Origin of the sequence: Rhizobium sp. 1399 (assembly GCF_031455475.1) — a bacterium.
Lineage (GTDB): Bacteria > Pseudomonadota > Alphaproteobacteria > Rhizobiales > Rhizobiaceae > Rhizobium.
The window spans coordinates 876,194-890,299 of sequence record NZ_JAVDSU010000002.1; the positions used below are offsets into that span (position 1 = coordinate 876,194).

Consider the following 14,106-nt stretch of genomic DNA (forward strand, 5'->3'; position numbering starts at 1 on the left):
GAAAGGGACATGGCGTCTATCGAAGCAAAAAACCTGCATTCCATCGGCTTCATTCTTCTGCCGGGATTTGCCCTGATGTCCTATGCCTCGGCGAGCGAGCCGCTGCGAGCCGCCAACCTGCTCGCCGGGCGGGAAATCTACCGTATCTCATGCTTTTCGCCGGAAGGCGGGGCAGTGTCGTCTTCCGGTGGCGTACCGGTTCCGGCCGCGCCGCTTCCGGGTCGCGGTTTTGGGCTCGGCACTGTCTTTGTCTGCGCAGGTGGTTCGCCGCGCGACTGGCACTATCCGGCCGTGCTTTCCTGCATACGGCAGCTCGCGCGCGAAGGCGTGCGCATCGGCGGCATTTCGGGGGGGCCCTATCTGCTGGCCGCGGCCGGGCTGCTGACAGGCCGTGACTTTACAATCCATTGGGAGCATGCGCCGACGCTTCTCGAAGCCTTTCCCGACCTGTCGCCGCGCCAGGCGCGTTTCGTCGTCGACGGCAACCGCATTACCTGCGGCGGCGGCATTGCGCCGCTCGACATGATGCATGCGCTGATTGCCGAGCGCATGGGACCGGATTTCGCCCGTCGGGTCAGCGACTGGTTCCTGCATACGGAGGTCGGTCAGCCGACAGCGCCGCAGCGCGCTTCCCTTGCCGAGCGCTACGGCGCGCACCATCCGGGTCTGCTGAGCGTCCTGGAGAAGATGGAGGAAACCATCGAGATGCCGCTCAACCGTGCAGCCATGGCTCGCATTGCCGGGGTGACGCCGCGCCATCTCGACCGTCTGTTCGCCGCTCACCTCGATACGACCTTCCTCGAGCAATACAGACGCATCAGGCTGCAGCACGCCCGAAGGCTCCTTGAGCAGAGCCCGCTGTCGATCTCCGAGATCGCCATTGCGACAGGTTTTTCCGGCGCCGCGCATTTTTCACGCCTCTTTCGCGGCCTCTACGGCACCAATCCGAGTTCAAGCCGCAAGCTCTGACTTTCTTCAGGGTTGAGAAGATTTCACTCTGACGATAGGATACTTGCAGAGAGAGTGCGCGAAGGACCGTGAATGAAGATCAAGCTGGATGAAACGTCGAGCCAGGAGCATGCCCATGCGGTTCGTCAGGCCCTGTCCCAGAACCCGCACGCGGTGCGCGAGCCGAAGGAAAACAATCTCGAAATGGCGATCGGCCATGAAGTTCGCGCCTATCGCAAGAAGCTCGGCATTACCGTGACCGACCTTGCCGCCGCGACCGGCATTTCGCTCGGCATGCTGTCGAAGATCGAGAACGGCAATATCTCGCCATCGCTGACGACCTTGCAATCGCTCTCGCGCGCTCTCGGCGTGCCGTTGACAGCCTTTTTTCGCCGTTACGAGGAGCCGCGCAACGCCGTCTTCGTCAAGGCGGGGCAGGGTATCGAGCTTGAGCGCCGCGGCACGCGCGCCGGCCATCAGTATAATCTGCTCGGCCATATCGACAACAACAGCAGCGGCGTGATCGTCGAGCCCTACCTCATCACGCTGACGACCGATTCGGATGTCTTTCCGACCTTCCAGCATGAGGGCATGGAGCTGATCTACATGCTGGACGGAGAGGTCGTCTATCGCCATGGCGACCAGCTTTTCCCGATGCAGCCGGGCGACAGCCTGTTTTTCGATGCCGATGCGCCGCACGGACCGGAAAAACTTGTGAAATTGCCGAGCCGATATCTCTCCATCATCAGCTATCCGCAACGCGGCAAGAATGACTGACTTGCCTTAAAAGAAAAAAATATTCCTGCAGGTTGAAAACCCAAAACAGACCTGATAGTCATTTTGCAGACGCGAAATGGAGGGTCTGTCATGTGCGGAATTGTGGGTCTCTTCCTGAAGGATAAAAGCCTCGAGCCGGAGCTCGGCGCGATGCTGTCGTCCATGCTGGTGACGATGACGGACCGCGGGCCTGATAGCGCCGGCATTGCCATCTATGGCGCAAGCAGCGGCAATAGCGCGAAGATCACCGTCCAGTCCGCCAAGCCGAAGAAGGATTTCTCTGGTTTTCAGGCCGAGCTGGAGAAGGAACTCGGCACAGAGGTCTCAATCGACATCAAGAGCACCCATGCCGTCGTCACCCTGCCGAAGGACATGCTCGAAGAGGGCCGTGCCGCCATCGCCGAGCTGCGCTCCGACATCCGTATTATGAGCAGCGGCGACGCGATCGAGATCTACAAGGAAACCGGCCTGCCGAAGGACGTCGTTTCCCGTTTCGCGGTCAATTCCATGGCTGGTACACATGGCATCGGCCACACCCGCATGGCGACGGAATCGGCAGTCACCACGCTCGGCGCTCATCCCTTTTCCACCGGCTCCGACCAGTGCCTCGTCCACAACGGCTCGCTCTCCAATCACAACAACCTGCGCCGTGAACTGAAGCGCGAAGGCATGACTTTCGAGACCGAGAACGACACCGAGGTTGCAGCCGCCTACCTGACCGCCGAAATGGCCAAGGGCAAGAATCTCGGTGAGGCGCTGGAAGGTGCCGTCGACGATCTCGACGGTTTCTTCACCTTCGTCGTTGGCACCAAGTCCGGCTTCGGCGTCGTGCGCGATGCGATCGCCTGCAAGCCTGCCGTCATGGCCGAGACCGACCGTTACGTCGCCTTCGGCTCGGAATACCGCGCGCTCGTCAACCTGCCCGGCATCGAGGCCGCGCGCGTCTGGGAGCCGGAGCCTGCGACCGTCTATTTCTGGGAACGCTGAGAGCAGCTTTTCTGCCTTCATCCCATCGGCTCGATTTCATTTCAGGACGATTTCATGCCCACATTCGATCTTGCGGTGACCCCGCTTCGTGACCTCAATCAAGCCCTGCATGACGTGGCGTCAGGCGACAACGACCTGCAGTTCGACGTCGTCAATCCGCGCGGCCATCATGCCGTCGCCGCCGGCGTGCATGCGCCCGTCAGCATCGATATCCACGGCAGCGTCGGCTATTATTGCGGTGGCATGAACGAGGAGGCGGTCATCACCGTGCACGGCTCGGCCGGTCCCGGTGTCGCCGAAAACATGATGTCCGGCCGCATCACCATCAAGGGTGACGCCAGCCAGTATGCGGGCGCCACCGGCTGCGGCGGCCTGCTCGTCATCGAGGGCAATGCCTCTTCGCGCTGCGGCATCTCGATGAAGGGCATCGATATCGTCGTGCGTGGCAATATCGGCCACATGTCCGCCTTCATGGCGCAGGCCGGCAACCTCGTCGTGCTCGGCGACGCCGGCGATGCGCTGGGCGATTCCCTTTACGAGGCCCGCATTTTCGTGCGCGGCAAGGTCGAGAGCCTCGGCGCGGACTGTATCGAAAAGGAGATGCGGAGCGAACATATCGAGCTTCTCGCCGCGCTGCTCGCAAAGGCCGGCATCACCGATGCGCGGCCGGAGGAGTTCAGCCGTTACGGTTCGTCCCGCAAGCTCTACAATTTCAACGTCGACAATGCCGACGCCTATTGAGTTTTATCGAGGTCTTCCATGAGCTATCACAACCCGCCCACAAAGCCTCGCCTTTCGGCAACCTTCGACGAATACACGATGTCGGAAATCCGCCGCGCCGCGGCGACCGGCATCTATGATATCCGCGGCGGCGGCGCCAAGCGCAAGCTGCCGCATTTCGACGATCTCTTGTTCCTCGGCGCCTCGATCTCCCGTTATCCGCTCGAAGGCTACCGCGAGAAGTGCGGCACCAATGTCGTGCTCGGCTCGCGCTACGCCAAAAAGCCAATCGAACTCAAGATCCCGATCACGATCGCCGGCATGAGCTTCGGCTCGCTCTCCGGTCCGGCCAAAGAAGCGCTCGGCCGTGGTGCTACGATCGCCGGCACCTCGACGACAACAGGCGATGGCGGCATGACGGAGGAAGAGCGCGGGCATTCTGAGACGCTCGTCTACCAGTACCTGCCGTCGCGCTACGGCATGAACCCGCGGGATCTGCGCCGCTGCGATGCGATCGAGATCGTCGTTGGCCAGGGTGCCAAGCCCGGTGGCGGTGGCATGCTGCTCGGTCAGAAGATCTCCGACCGCGTCGCCGAGATGCGCACGCTGCCGAAGGGTATCGATCAGCGTTCGGCAAGCCGTCATCCCGACTGGACCGGCCCTGACGACCTCGAGATCAAGATCCTCGAACTGCGCGAGATCACCAACTGGGAAAAACCGATCTATGTGAAGGTCGGCGGTGCGCGCCCTTATTACGATACGGCCCTTGCCGTGAAGGCCGGCGCCGATGTCGTCGTGCTCGATGGCATGCAGGGCGGTACTGCGGCGACGCAGGAAGTCTTCATCGAGCATGTCGGCATGCCGACGCTCGCCTGCATTCGCCCGGCCGTGCAGGCGCTGCAGGATCTCGGCATGCACCGCAAGGTGCAACTCATCGTTTCGGGCGGCATCAGGAATGGCGCCGACGTGGCGAAGGCCCTGGCGCTCGGCGCTGATGCGGTGTCCATCGGCACGGCCGCCCTCATCGCCATCGGTGAGAATGATCCGCGCTGGGCGGCCGAATACGAGGCGCTGCAGACGACGGCGGCCGCCTATGACGACTGGCACGAAGGCAAGGATCCGGCCGGCATCACCACGCAGGATCCGGAACTGATGAAGCGCGTCGATCCGATCACCGCCGGTCGCCGCCTCGCCAATTACCTCAAGGTCATGGCACTGGAGGCGCAGACGATCGCGCGCGCCTGCGGTAAGAATCATGTCCACAATCTGGAACCAGAAGACCTCTGCGCATTGACGATCGAGGCTTCTGCGATGGCGCAGGTACCGCTCGCGGGAACGAGCTGGATACCGGGCAAGGGAGGTTACTGATTTCTACCGGCCGGGCAAAAAGTCCGACCGCTTCGCATCCATAACCAAAGTGTCTCTGAGAAATCCAAAGGGGAACGAGAATGACACTGGACCTTGCTGCTTTTGCGAAAGACAAAGGCATCAAATATTTCATGATCAGCTATACTGACCTCTTCTCCGGCCAGCGCGCCAAGCTGGTGCCGGCGCAGGCCATTGCCGGCATGCAGGAAGAGGGCGCGGGTTTTGCCGGGTTCGCCACCTGGCTCGACATGACGCCCGCCCATCCCGACCTCTTTGCCGTTCCCGATACCACCTCCGTCATCCAGCTTCCCTGGAAGAAGGACGTCGCCTGGGTAGCCGCCGATTGCATGATGGAGGGCACACTCGTGGCGCAGGCGCCGCGCAATGTGCTGAAGAAGCTTGTCAATAAAGCCGAAGCGGCGGGCAAGCGGGTCAAGACCGGTGTCGAGGCCGAATTCTTCCTGATCACCGCCGACGGCGAACAGATTTCCGATGGCCGCGACACGGCTGAAAAGCCCTGCTACGACCAGCAGGCCGTCATGCGCCGCTACGACGTCATCGCCGAGATTTGCGACTATATGCTGGAGCTCGGCTGGGGCGCCTACCAGAACGACCACGAGGATGCCAACGGCCAGTTCGAGATGAACTGGGAATTCGACGACGCGCTGAAGACAGCCGACAAGCATTCGTTCTTCAAGTTCATGGTCAAGTCGATCGCCGAAAAGCACGGGCTTCGCGCCACTTTCATGCCGAAGCCCTTCAAGGGCCTGACCGGCAACGGCTGCCATTGCCATATCTCGGTCTGGGACAATGACGGCAAGACCAATGTCTTTGCCGACAGGACAGCCGAATTCGGCCTGTCGGCGGAAGGCAAGCACTTCCTCGGCGGCATCATGAAACACGCCTCGGCGCTTGCCGCGATCACCAACCCGACCGTCAATTCCTATAAGCGCATCAACGCGCCGCGCACGACCTCGGGCGCCACATGGTCGCCGAATACGGTAACCTGGACCGGCAACAACCGCACCCACATGGTGCGCGTGCCAGGCCCCGGCCGCTTCGAACTGCGCCTGCCCGACGGCGCGGTGAACCCTTATCTGCTGCAGGCAATCATCATTGCGGCCGGTCTTGACGGGCTGCACAGCAAGGCAGATCCCGGTCCGCATCACAATATCGACATGTATGCGGAAGGCCATCTGATCAAGGATGCGCCGCGCCTGCCGCTGAACCTGCTCGATGCGCTGCGTGCCTATGACGCCGACGAGGGTCTGAAGGCTGCGATCGGAACCGAGTTCTCCGCCGCCTATCTCAAGCTCAAGCACCAAGAATGGAATGCCTTCTGCTCGCATTTCACCCAGTGGGAACGCGACAGCACGCTCGATATCTGAGCCGACCGGTTGAGGTTTTGACATCATGCGCCTACGGGCCGGAGCATCAACGCACCGGCCCGGCTGGTGGCCTATGCTTCAAGTGACGAAGGAAGAGATGGCATGAAGAGCTACGTACTGACAGTATCCTGCAAGTCGACGCGCGGCATCGTTGCGGCGATCTCGGGTTATCTCGCCGAACAGGGCTGCAACATCGTCGACAGCTCGCAATTCGACGATCTGGACACTGGCCAGTTCTTCATGCGCGTTTCCTTCATTTCCGAAGAAGGCATCTCCGAGGCCGATATCCGCGCCGGCTTCACCAGCATCGCCACGCGCTTCGGCATGACTTATGATTTCCATGACAGCGAGAAACGCATGAAGGTGCTGCTCATGGTGTCCCGCTTCGGCCATTGTCTCAACGACTTGCTCTATCGCTGGAAGATCGGCGCGCTGCCGATCGATATCGTCGGCGTCGTCTCCAATCATTTCGATTACCAGAAGGTCGTCGTCAACCACGACATTCCCTTCCACCATATTCCCGTCACTAAGGCCAACAAGGTGCAGGCGGAAGCCCATATCATGGACGTGGCCGAGCAGACCGGCACGGAATTGATCGTGCTCGCCCGCTACATGCAGATCCTGTCGGACGAGATGTGCCAGAAAATGTCGGGCCGGATCATCAACATCCACCATTCCTTCCTGCCGAGCTTCAAGGGTGCCAACCCCTATAAGCAGGCCTATGAGCGCGGCGTGAAGCTGATCGGCGCCACGGCGCATTATGTGACAGCCGACCTTGATGAAGGCCCGATCATCGAGCAGGACACGGCCCGCATCACCCATGCGCAGAGCGCCGAAGACTATGTCTCGATCGGCCGCGATGTCGAAAGCCAGGTGCTGGCGCGCGCCATCCACGCCCATATCCACCACCGTACCTTCATCAACGGCAACCGTACCGTCGTCTTCCCGGCAAGCCCCGGCAGCTATGCCTCCGAGCGCATGGGCTGAGCCATGGTCAAGGTCATCGACGGCAAGCAGGTTGCCGCTTCCGTAATCGAAACCGTGAAATCGGCAAATGCTGCGCTAGAAGCCGCCAAAGGCGTCCAGACGGGCCTTGCCGTCGTCATTGTCGGCGACGATCCGGCGAGCCACACCTATGTCAGCTCCAAGAGCCGCATGGCCAAGGAATGCGGCTTCAAATCCGTCCAGCACACACTGCCAGCCGAGACCAGGCAGGAGGAGCTTGCAGCGCTCGTTGCTTCGCTCAACGCTGATCCGTCGATCCATGGCATTCTCGTGCAGCTGCCATTGCCGAAACATCTCGACAGCGAGCCGATCATCCAGTCGATCCTGCCGCAAAAGGATGTCGATGGCCTGAGCGTCGTCAATGCCGGTAAACTTGCGACCGGCGATCTGAAGACCGGCCTCGTTTCCTGCACGCCGGCCGGCGCCATGGTTTTCGTGCGCCGCACCCATGGTGAGGATCTTTCCGGCCTCAATGCCGTCGTCATCGGCCGCTCCAACCTGTTCGGCAAGCCGATGGCGCAGCTTCTGCTGAATGCCAATGCGACGGTCACCATTGCCCATTCGCGCACCAAGAACCTCGCCGAAGTCTGCCGCAACGCCGATATTCTGGTGGCCGCCGTCGGTCGTCCGGAAATGGTCAGGGCCGATTGGGTCAAGCCCGGTGCCACCGTCATCGATGTCGGCATCAACCGCATCGCGGCACCCGAGCGCGGCGAGGGCAAGACCCGTCTCGTCGGCGATGTCGCCTTTGCGGAAGTTTCTCCGGTTGCCGCCGTCATCACCCCGGTGCCGGGTGGCGTCGGCCCGATGACGATCGCCATGCTGATGGCCAATACCGTGATTGCCGCCCATCGTTCGGCAGGGCTGACGCCGCCGATATTCTAAGGAAAGTGCCATTGAGACAGCCGACAAAAATCACCGGGATCGGCTTGCCACAGCGTGAAAGACGAATATAGTCAGGAAATAAATATTCCGTAGAGGAAACAAGAGGGAACGGAAATGGCATTATCTTGGCGTTTCTCCGCCTTGGCGGATCGGCATCGCGCTCTGGGATCGAAGCTCGAGGACTGGAGCGGCATGGGAACCGCCTGGACTTACGACAAGAACATGTCAGACGAGCATGTCGCGGTCCGCACCAAGGCCGGCATCATGGATGTCTCGGGCCTGAAGAAGGTGCATCTGGTCGGCCCGCATGCGATCGCCGTGCTCGACTATATCACCACCCGCGACATGACGAAGATCTATCCCGGCCGCTCGGTCTACGCGACCATGCTGAACGACCGCGGCCATTTCACCGACGATTGCATCGTCTACCGCACCGGCCCAAATTCCTGGATGCTGGTACACGGCTCAGGCTCCGGCCATCAGGAACTCGTCAAGCAGGCGGCAGGCCGCAATTGCGCCGTGCTCTTCGACGACGACCTGCATGACCTGTCGCTGCAGGGGCCGTTGGCGGTCGATTACCTCGCCAAATATGTGCCCGGCATCCGCGACCTCAAATATTTCCATCACATGCAGACGACCCTGTTTGGTGCGCCGGTCATGATCTCGCGCACCGGCTATACTGGCGAGCGCGGCTACGAGATCTTCGTGCGCGGCCAGGACGCCGTCATGGTCTGGGACCGGATCGTCGAGGAAGGCAAGGAGATGGGCATCATTCCCTGCTGCTTCTCCGTTCTCGACATGCTGCGCGTCGAGAGCTACCTGCTCTTCTATCCTTACGATAACTCGCAGATGTATCCCTTTGCCGACCAGCCGCCCGGCGACAGCCTGTGGGAGCTCGGCCTCGATTTCACGGTCAGCCCCGGCAAGACCGGCTTCCGTGGTGCGGAGGAACATGCGCGGCTGAAGGGCAAGGAACGGTTCAAGATCTTCGGCATGCTGATCGACGCGGACGGTCCGGCCGATCTCGGCGACGAAGTCTACGCCGACGGAAAGAAGGTCGGCGTGATCACCTGCCCGAGCTATTCTGCGTTGACGAAGAAGTCGATGGCGATCGCCCGCCTCGACGTCGACAAGGCTGCGCACGGCACGAAGCTCGAAGTGCGCGGCAAGACCCTGAAGACCAGCGCGATCGCCCATACGCTGCCCTTCGACGATCCAGAGAAGAAGAAGAGGACTGCCATAGGTTAAGGAGCACGCGAATGCTCGTTGCAGGCATCAAGAGCCGACCAGTCTACAAGGGCCTGACCATCCAGCCGCACGCCCGGCGGCACATTTTCGCGCTCGAAGGGGAGGGCGCCAAGGCTCTCCTCGACCAGCAGCCGGTGCTTGACGAGGCAGCCCTTTCCCGCAGCGAGATCCTCTATGTCGCCCGCGGCTCCCAAGGGTCCGGCCTGGACGAGGCGCTGCGCCATCTCGGCGCCGACATGTTCTTCACGGCCCCGACGATCGCGACGCTGCTCTTTCGGTTGAAGGGTTCGCTCGCCACCGCCCATATGGGCACGCGGCTTTATATTTCGGGGACGGAAGGTTTCATCGGCCAGGCGATGCTGGTGGCGCTCGAATACGGCATGGACCATGCCTCCATCATCACCGAGCATCGCGGCTCGCTGGCTAGGCGCGTGCAATGTGTCCATTGCAAAGGCATCACCGACGACGTCACCGTCAGCCCCTTTGCCTGCAGCCATTGCGGGCTGACGCTTCTCGTGCGTGACCATTATTCGCGCCGGCTCGCCTCCTTCCAGGGCGTCAATATCGATGCGGAAGAGCCCGGCAGCGCGCCCAATCCGGAGGAGTTGTTCCTTTGAGCGGTGGTACAGAAATTCCCGTCCGCGTGGCGCGGATCACCTCGATCGCCGAGCGCGTCAAGCGCTTCCGCTTCGAGCGGCTGGACGGCAAGCCGATGCCTTATTTCTCCGGCGGCGCCCATGTCATCGTCTCGATGAACGATGGCGGCCATATGCGCCGCAACGCCTATTCGCTGATGTCGCCGCCGCATGATTGCGCCGCCTATGAGATCAGCGTGCTGCACGTCGAGGATTCGCGCGGCGGCTCCACCTTCATGCATGAGAAGGTCCGCGAAGGCGACGAGCTGAAGGTCAGCTACCCCGTCAACCTGTTCCAACCGGATTGGCGCGGGCGCAAGCATCTTCTGATTGCCGGCGGCATCGGCATTACGCCCTTCATTGCGATGATGGAGCAGTTTTCCCGCGAAGGCGCAAATTTCGAACTGCATTACGCCATCCGCACGCGGGACCGCGGCGCCTACTGGCGGGAACTGCTGGAGCGCTACGGTCCGCATCGCATCAAGATCTATTGCGACTCCGAAGGCGGCGCCATTCCTCTGACACGGCTGCTCGACAGCCAGCCGCTCGGCACGCATCTTTATGTCTGCGGCCCCACAGGCATGATCGACGGCGTGCTGAAGACAGGGCTGAATTCCGGCTGGCCGGAACAGAACCTGCATTCGGAACGGTTCCTGTCGTCGCTGCCCGGTAAGCCCTTCGCGATAGAACTGCTGCGATCCGGCAAGACCGTGAAGGTCGGCCATCACGAAAGCATGCTGGAGGCGATCGAGGCGGCGGGCGTCGACGCGCCCTTCCTCTGTCGTGGCGGGGCCTGCGGTCAATGCGAGACCGGGGTCGTCACCTGCGATGGCAAGCTGCTGCACAATGACGTCTATCTGACGAGCGAAGAAAAAGCATCCGGCCGCAAGGTGATGATCTGTGTTTCCCGCTTCGAGGGAAACACGCTGCATCTCGATCTTTGACGGTAAAAAGGAGACCGGACATGGCAATCGCCTTCAAGCAGGAAACGTTCCGGGACGATTTCAGCTATCGGAACAGCCCTGGGAACATCCGTCGCTTCCCGTTTCCCTTCGACCGCGACGAATACATGTATTCCGTCAATATGGAGCCGCATGTGCGCGGCCGGGCAGACACCGTTTACGAAAACCTGATCGACGTCGACGAGCACTATGTCGCCGAGATGCGCGATCGCGCGCTGGTGTTGAAGGAAGACCCGCTGCGCTATCAGGCTCTGCCGCACATGATGAGCGCGCAGTGGGACACGCTCGAACTGCTGATGGAAGAGCAGGCGGCGGGTTATCCTGACCACTTCACGCTGATCCGCAACGGCGACCATTGGCGCTGGGTCAACCGCCCGCTCGGCATCGACGACAGCTTCACCTTCGGCGATGCCTCGACGCTGCCCTGCGAGCCCTTCGAATATATCACCCGCCAGGCCCAGGGCGATTTCTGCATCGTCGATCAGCGCGACGGCAATCTCTGGATGGATGCCGGCATGGTGACGACGCAGGCCGACTGGTCGCTCGATTTCGACCTCGGCATGAACTTCATGGAATGGCATGGACCGGTGCCGCTCGCCCACCAGATCGGCGTCTTCGATCGCGCGCTGAAATTCCTGCTGAACCTGCAGCAGGGCAAGCCGACCCGGCGCTTCAACTGGACGATGACGATCAATCCGCGGCTCGACACCAGTCCTGAGAATTATCACAAATGGGGTCCCGACCGCACGACGGTGACGCCTGACAATGTTGGCAAGAAGGTGCATCTGCGCGTCGAGCTGCAAAGCCTCTGGCGCCTGCCGCGCTCCAACGCCATCCTCTTCGTCATCCGCTGCTACCTGATGAACATGGAAGAACTCGTCACCGTGCCGAAATGGGCGCGGCGCTTCCCGCGCGTGCTGAAGACGCTGCCGCCGGAGCTTATCGACTACAAGGGCCTCACCCGCTTCCGCGAGACGACGATCGACTGGCTTTCCAAATACGACGATGGGGCGCCGACCAGCCCCGGCATTTATCCGGACTGAGGCGCAGCGATGCGCACCAGCGCCGTGCGTCTTCTCAGACGCGCGAAATAAGCAATGAAATATAATCAAGAGGGGAATGCTTCATGACAAGAGTAGCCGTCATCGGTGCCGGTCCTTCCGGGTTGGCGCAGTTGCGCGCCTTTCAATCGGCCGCCCAGAAGGGCGCCGAAATCCCGGAGATCGTCTGCTTCGAAAAGCAGTCCGACTGGGGCGGGCTTTGGAACTATACCTGGCGCACCGGGCTTGACGAATATGGCGAGCCGGTTCACGGCAGCATGTATCGTTATCTCTGGTCGAACGGACCGAAGGAATGCCTGGAATTCGCCGACTATTCCTTCGAGGAGCATTTCGGAAAGCCGATCGCCTCCTATCCGCCGCGCGCCGTGCTCTGGGACTATATCAAGGGCCGCGTCGAAAAGGCGAATGTCCGCCATTGGGTGCGCTTCAATACACCGGTGCGCATGGTGCGTTTCGATGATGCCACGAAGAAATTCACGGTGACGGCGCATAACCGCGTCGAGGATCAGATGTACGACGAGGAATTCGACTATGTCGTGGTGGCGAGCGGCCACTTCTCGACACCGAACGTGCCCTATTTCGAGGGAGTGAAAACCTTCAATGGACGTGTACTGCATGCCCACGACTTCCGCGATGCGCTGGAATTCAAGGGCAAGGATATCCTCATCGTCGGCCGCAGCTACTCGGCCGAGGATATCGGCTCGCAATGCTGGAAATACGGCGCCAAGTCGGTCACCACGAGCTATCGGTCGAAGCCGATGGGGTTCAACTGGCCGGATAATTTCGAAGAACGGCCGCTGCTCACCAGGCTCGAAAACCGCACCGCCCATTTCCTCGACGGTTCAACGAAGGAAGTAGATGCGCTGATCCTGTGCACGGGATACCAGCATCACTTCCCCTTCCTGCCTGACGAATTGAGGCTCAAGACCGCCAACCGCCTCTGGGCCGACCATCTCTACAAGGGTGTGATCTTCGACAGGAACCCGCAGCTTTTCTATATCGGCATGCAGGACCAGTTCTACACCTTCAACATGTTCGACGTGCAGGCCTGGTGGGCACGCGACGTGATGATGGGTCGCATCACCCTGCCGCCGGAAGAGGAACTGAAGGCGAATTTCGACATCTGGCGGGCCCGCGAGGAGACGCTCGAGGATGCCGAGCAGATGATCTGGTACCAGGGTGACTACGTGAAGGAACTGCTTGCCGAAACCGACTATCCGAGCTTCGACATCGAGGGGACCAACAAGACCTTCATGGAGTGGGAGCACCACAAGGCGGAAAATATCATGGGCTTCCGCGATCACGCCTATCGTTCGCTGATGACCGGTAACATGTCGCCGACGCACCACACGCCCTGGGTCAAGGCGCTCGACGATTCCATGGAGGAATATCTGCGCAACTGATCTTTCCCAGGCTCCCGCGTAACCGAGAAAGGGTCGTCCGTCGCGGCCCTTTCCGGCGTGTTTGAAATGAGACGAAGCAAACCCGATCTGCAACTCATTTTCTCAAGGCGTGGTCTTCATGGATTTTCAGAGCAGTGTTCTCGGCCGCATGAGCGGTTTTCTCTATCGCTGCCGTGCGGATGAAAACTACACGATGCTGGAGATGACCGATGGCATCGAACGCATCTTCGGCTATCCGGCGGAAGAAATCATCGGCAACAGCACACGCACCTTCACCTCGATCATGTGCGAGGAGGACGTGCCGCTGATGGATGAGGTCGTCGGCATCGCGCTGGAAAGCCGCACCGACTGGACGATGGAATATCGTATCCGCCACCGTGACGGATATTATGTCTGGGTGACGGAGACGGGCGGAGGCGTCTGGGACGAAAACGGCGAGCTGCTCTATCTCGAGGGCAGCATTATCAACATCGAGTCACTCTACCGGCGCATCGACGAGCAGACCGCCGGCATGCGCATCACCGCCTCGAAGACCAACGAGATCCTGCAATCGTTGCGCTACCTGAAGCTGCTCGCCGTCAATGCCGGCATCGAGGCGGCAAGGGCGGGGACGGCGGGTTCCGGCTTCGCCGTGCTCGCCGCTGAGATGCGTCAGCTCGCCAATTCCTCCGAAGAGGCCGCAAGGGCAATCACCAGTGCCCAGCGCAAGGCGGAATAAA

General features: G+C 60.9%; 14 protein-coding genes. All 14 read left to right on the plus strand.

Translation table 11 applies throughout. The features are described 5' to 3' along the window. The first annotated feature begins 9 nt into the window (after nucleotides 1-9). The 14 genes from J2X71_RS10130 to J2X71_RS10195 all read left to right on the plus strand — a co-directional run bounded on the left by J2X71_RS10130 (nucleotide 10) and on the right by J2X71_RS10195 (nucleotide 14,105). Nucleotides 10-969 (plus strand): GlxA family transcriptional regulator, encoded by a 960-nt coding sequence (locus J2X71_RS10130; RefSeq protein ID WP_310381824.1) that lies wholly within the window; start codon nucleotides 10-12, stop codon nucleotides 967-969. A gap of 72 nt (nucleotides 970-1,041) precedes the next feature. Beyond that, the gene (locus tag J2X71_RS10135; protein WP_025668617.1) at nucleotides 1,042-1,725 is read left to right on the plus strand and encodes a helix-turn-helix domain-containing protein; all 684 of its coding nucleotides are present in this window, start codon (nucleotides 1,042-1,044) and stop codon (nucleotides 1,723-1,725) included. Between the two features lie 90 nt (nucleotides 1,726-1,815). Next, nucleotides 1,816-2,712 carry a glutamine amidotransferase family protein gene (locus J2X71_RS10140; RefSeq protein ID WP_310381829.1) on the plus strand — a complete coding sequence of 299 codons (897 nt, stop codon included), beginning with the start codon at nucleotides 1,816-1,818 and terminating at the stop codon, nucleotides 2,710-2,712. A 54-nt stretch (nucleotides 2,713-2,766) separates the two neighbouring features. Further along, nucleotides 2,767-3,453, plus strand: a complete 687-nt coding sequence (locus J2X71_RS10145; RefSeq protein ID WP_310381832.1) for a GXGXG domain-containing protein — start codon at nucleotides 2,767-2,769, stop codon at nucleotides 3,451-3,453. Nucleotides 3,454-3,471: 18 nt separating this feature from the next. Further along, entirely contained in the window at nucleotides 3,472-4,800 is a 1,329-nt protein-coding gene (locus tag J2X71_RS10150) for an FMN-binding glutamate synthase family protein (RefSeq protein ID WP_310381834.1), read from the plus strand. Between the two features lie 80 nt (nucleotides 4,801-4,880). Beyond that, nucleotides 4,881-6,188 carry a type III glutamate--ammonia ligase gene (gene glnT, locus J2X71_RS10155; protein ID WP_310381836.1) on the plus strand — a complete coding sequence of 436 codons (1,308 nt, stop codon included), beginning with the start codon at nucleotides 4,881-4,883 and terminating at the stop codon, nucleotides 6,186-6,188. Between the two features lie 102 nt (nucleotides 6,189-6,290). Then, nucleotides 6,291-7,175 (plus strand): formyltetrahydrofolate deformylase, encoded by an 885-nt coding sequence (gene purU, locus J2X71_RS10160; RefSeq protein WP_310381839.1) that lies wholly within the window; start codon nucleotides 6,291-6,293, stop codon nucleotides 7,173-7,175. Between the two features lie 3 nt (nucleotides 7,176-7,178). Continuing rightward, nucleotides 7,179-8,078, plus strand: coding sequence for a bifunctional methylenetetrahydrofolate dehydrogenase/methenyltetrahydrofolate cyclohydrolase FolD (folD, locus tag J2X71_RS10165; RefSeq protein WP_310381841.1), 900 nt, complete (start codon nucleotides 7,179-7,181; stop codon nucleotides 8,076-8,078). 114 nt (nucleotides 8,079-8,192) lie between these two features. Beyond that, on the plus strand, nucleotides 8,193-9,326 hold the full coding sequence (locus J2X71_RS10170) for an aminomethyltransferase family protein (RefSeq protein WP_310381844.1): 1,134 nt from the start codon (nucleotides 8,193-8,195) through the stop codon (nucleotides 9,324-9,326). Between the two features lie 11 nt (nucleotides 9,327-9,337). Next, the gene (locus J2X71_RS10175; protein ID WP_310381846.1) at nucleotides 9,338-9,943 is read left to right on the plus strand and encodes a dimethylamine monooxygenase subunit DmmA family protein; all 606 of its coding nucleotides are present in this window, start codon (nucleotides 9,338-9,340) and stop codon (nucleotides 9,941-9,943) included. Further along, the gene (locus J2X71_RS10180; protein ID WP_310381848.1) at nucleotides 9,940-10,905 is read left to right on the plus strand and encodes a PDR/VanB family oxidoreductase; all 966 of its coding nucleotides are present in this window, start codon (nucleotides 9,940-9,942) and stop codon (nucleotides 10,903-10,905) included. Before J2X71_RS10175 ends, J2X71_RS10180 begins: the two co-directional genes overlap by 4 nt. A 20-nt stretch (nucleotides 10,906-10,925) precedes the next feature. Further along, nucleotides 10,926-11,966 carry a DUF3445 domain-containing protein gene (locus J2X71_RS10185; RefSeq protein WP_310381850.1) on the plus strand — a complete coding sequence of 347 codons (1,041 nt, stop codon included), beginning with the start codon at nucleotides 10,926-10,928 and terminating at the stop codon, nucleotides 11,964-11,966. A gap of 83 nt (nucleotides 11,967-12,049) precedes the next feature. Next, complete coding sequence (locus tag J2X71_RS10190) at nucleotides 12,050-13,387, plus strand: NAD(P)/FAD-dependent oxidoreductase (protein ID WP_310381853.1); 1,338 nt, start codon at nucleotides 12,050-12,052, stop codon at nucleotides 13,385-13,387. A gap of 118 nt (nucleotides 13,388-13,505) precedes the next feature. Then, nucleotides 13,506-14,105 carry a PAS domain-containing protein gene (locus tag J2X71_RS10195; RefSeq protein ID WP_310381855.1) on the plus strand — a complete coding sequence of 200 codons (600 nt, stop codon included), beginning with the start codon at nucleotides 13,506-13,508 and terminating at the stop codon, nucleotides 14,103-14,105. Nucleotide 14,106: the final 1 nt, after the last annotated feature.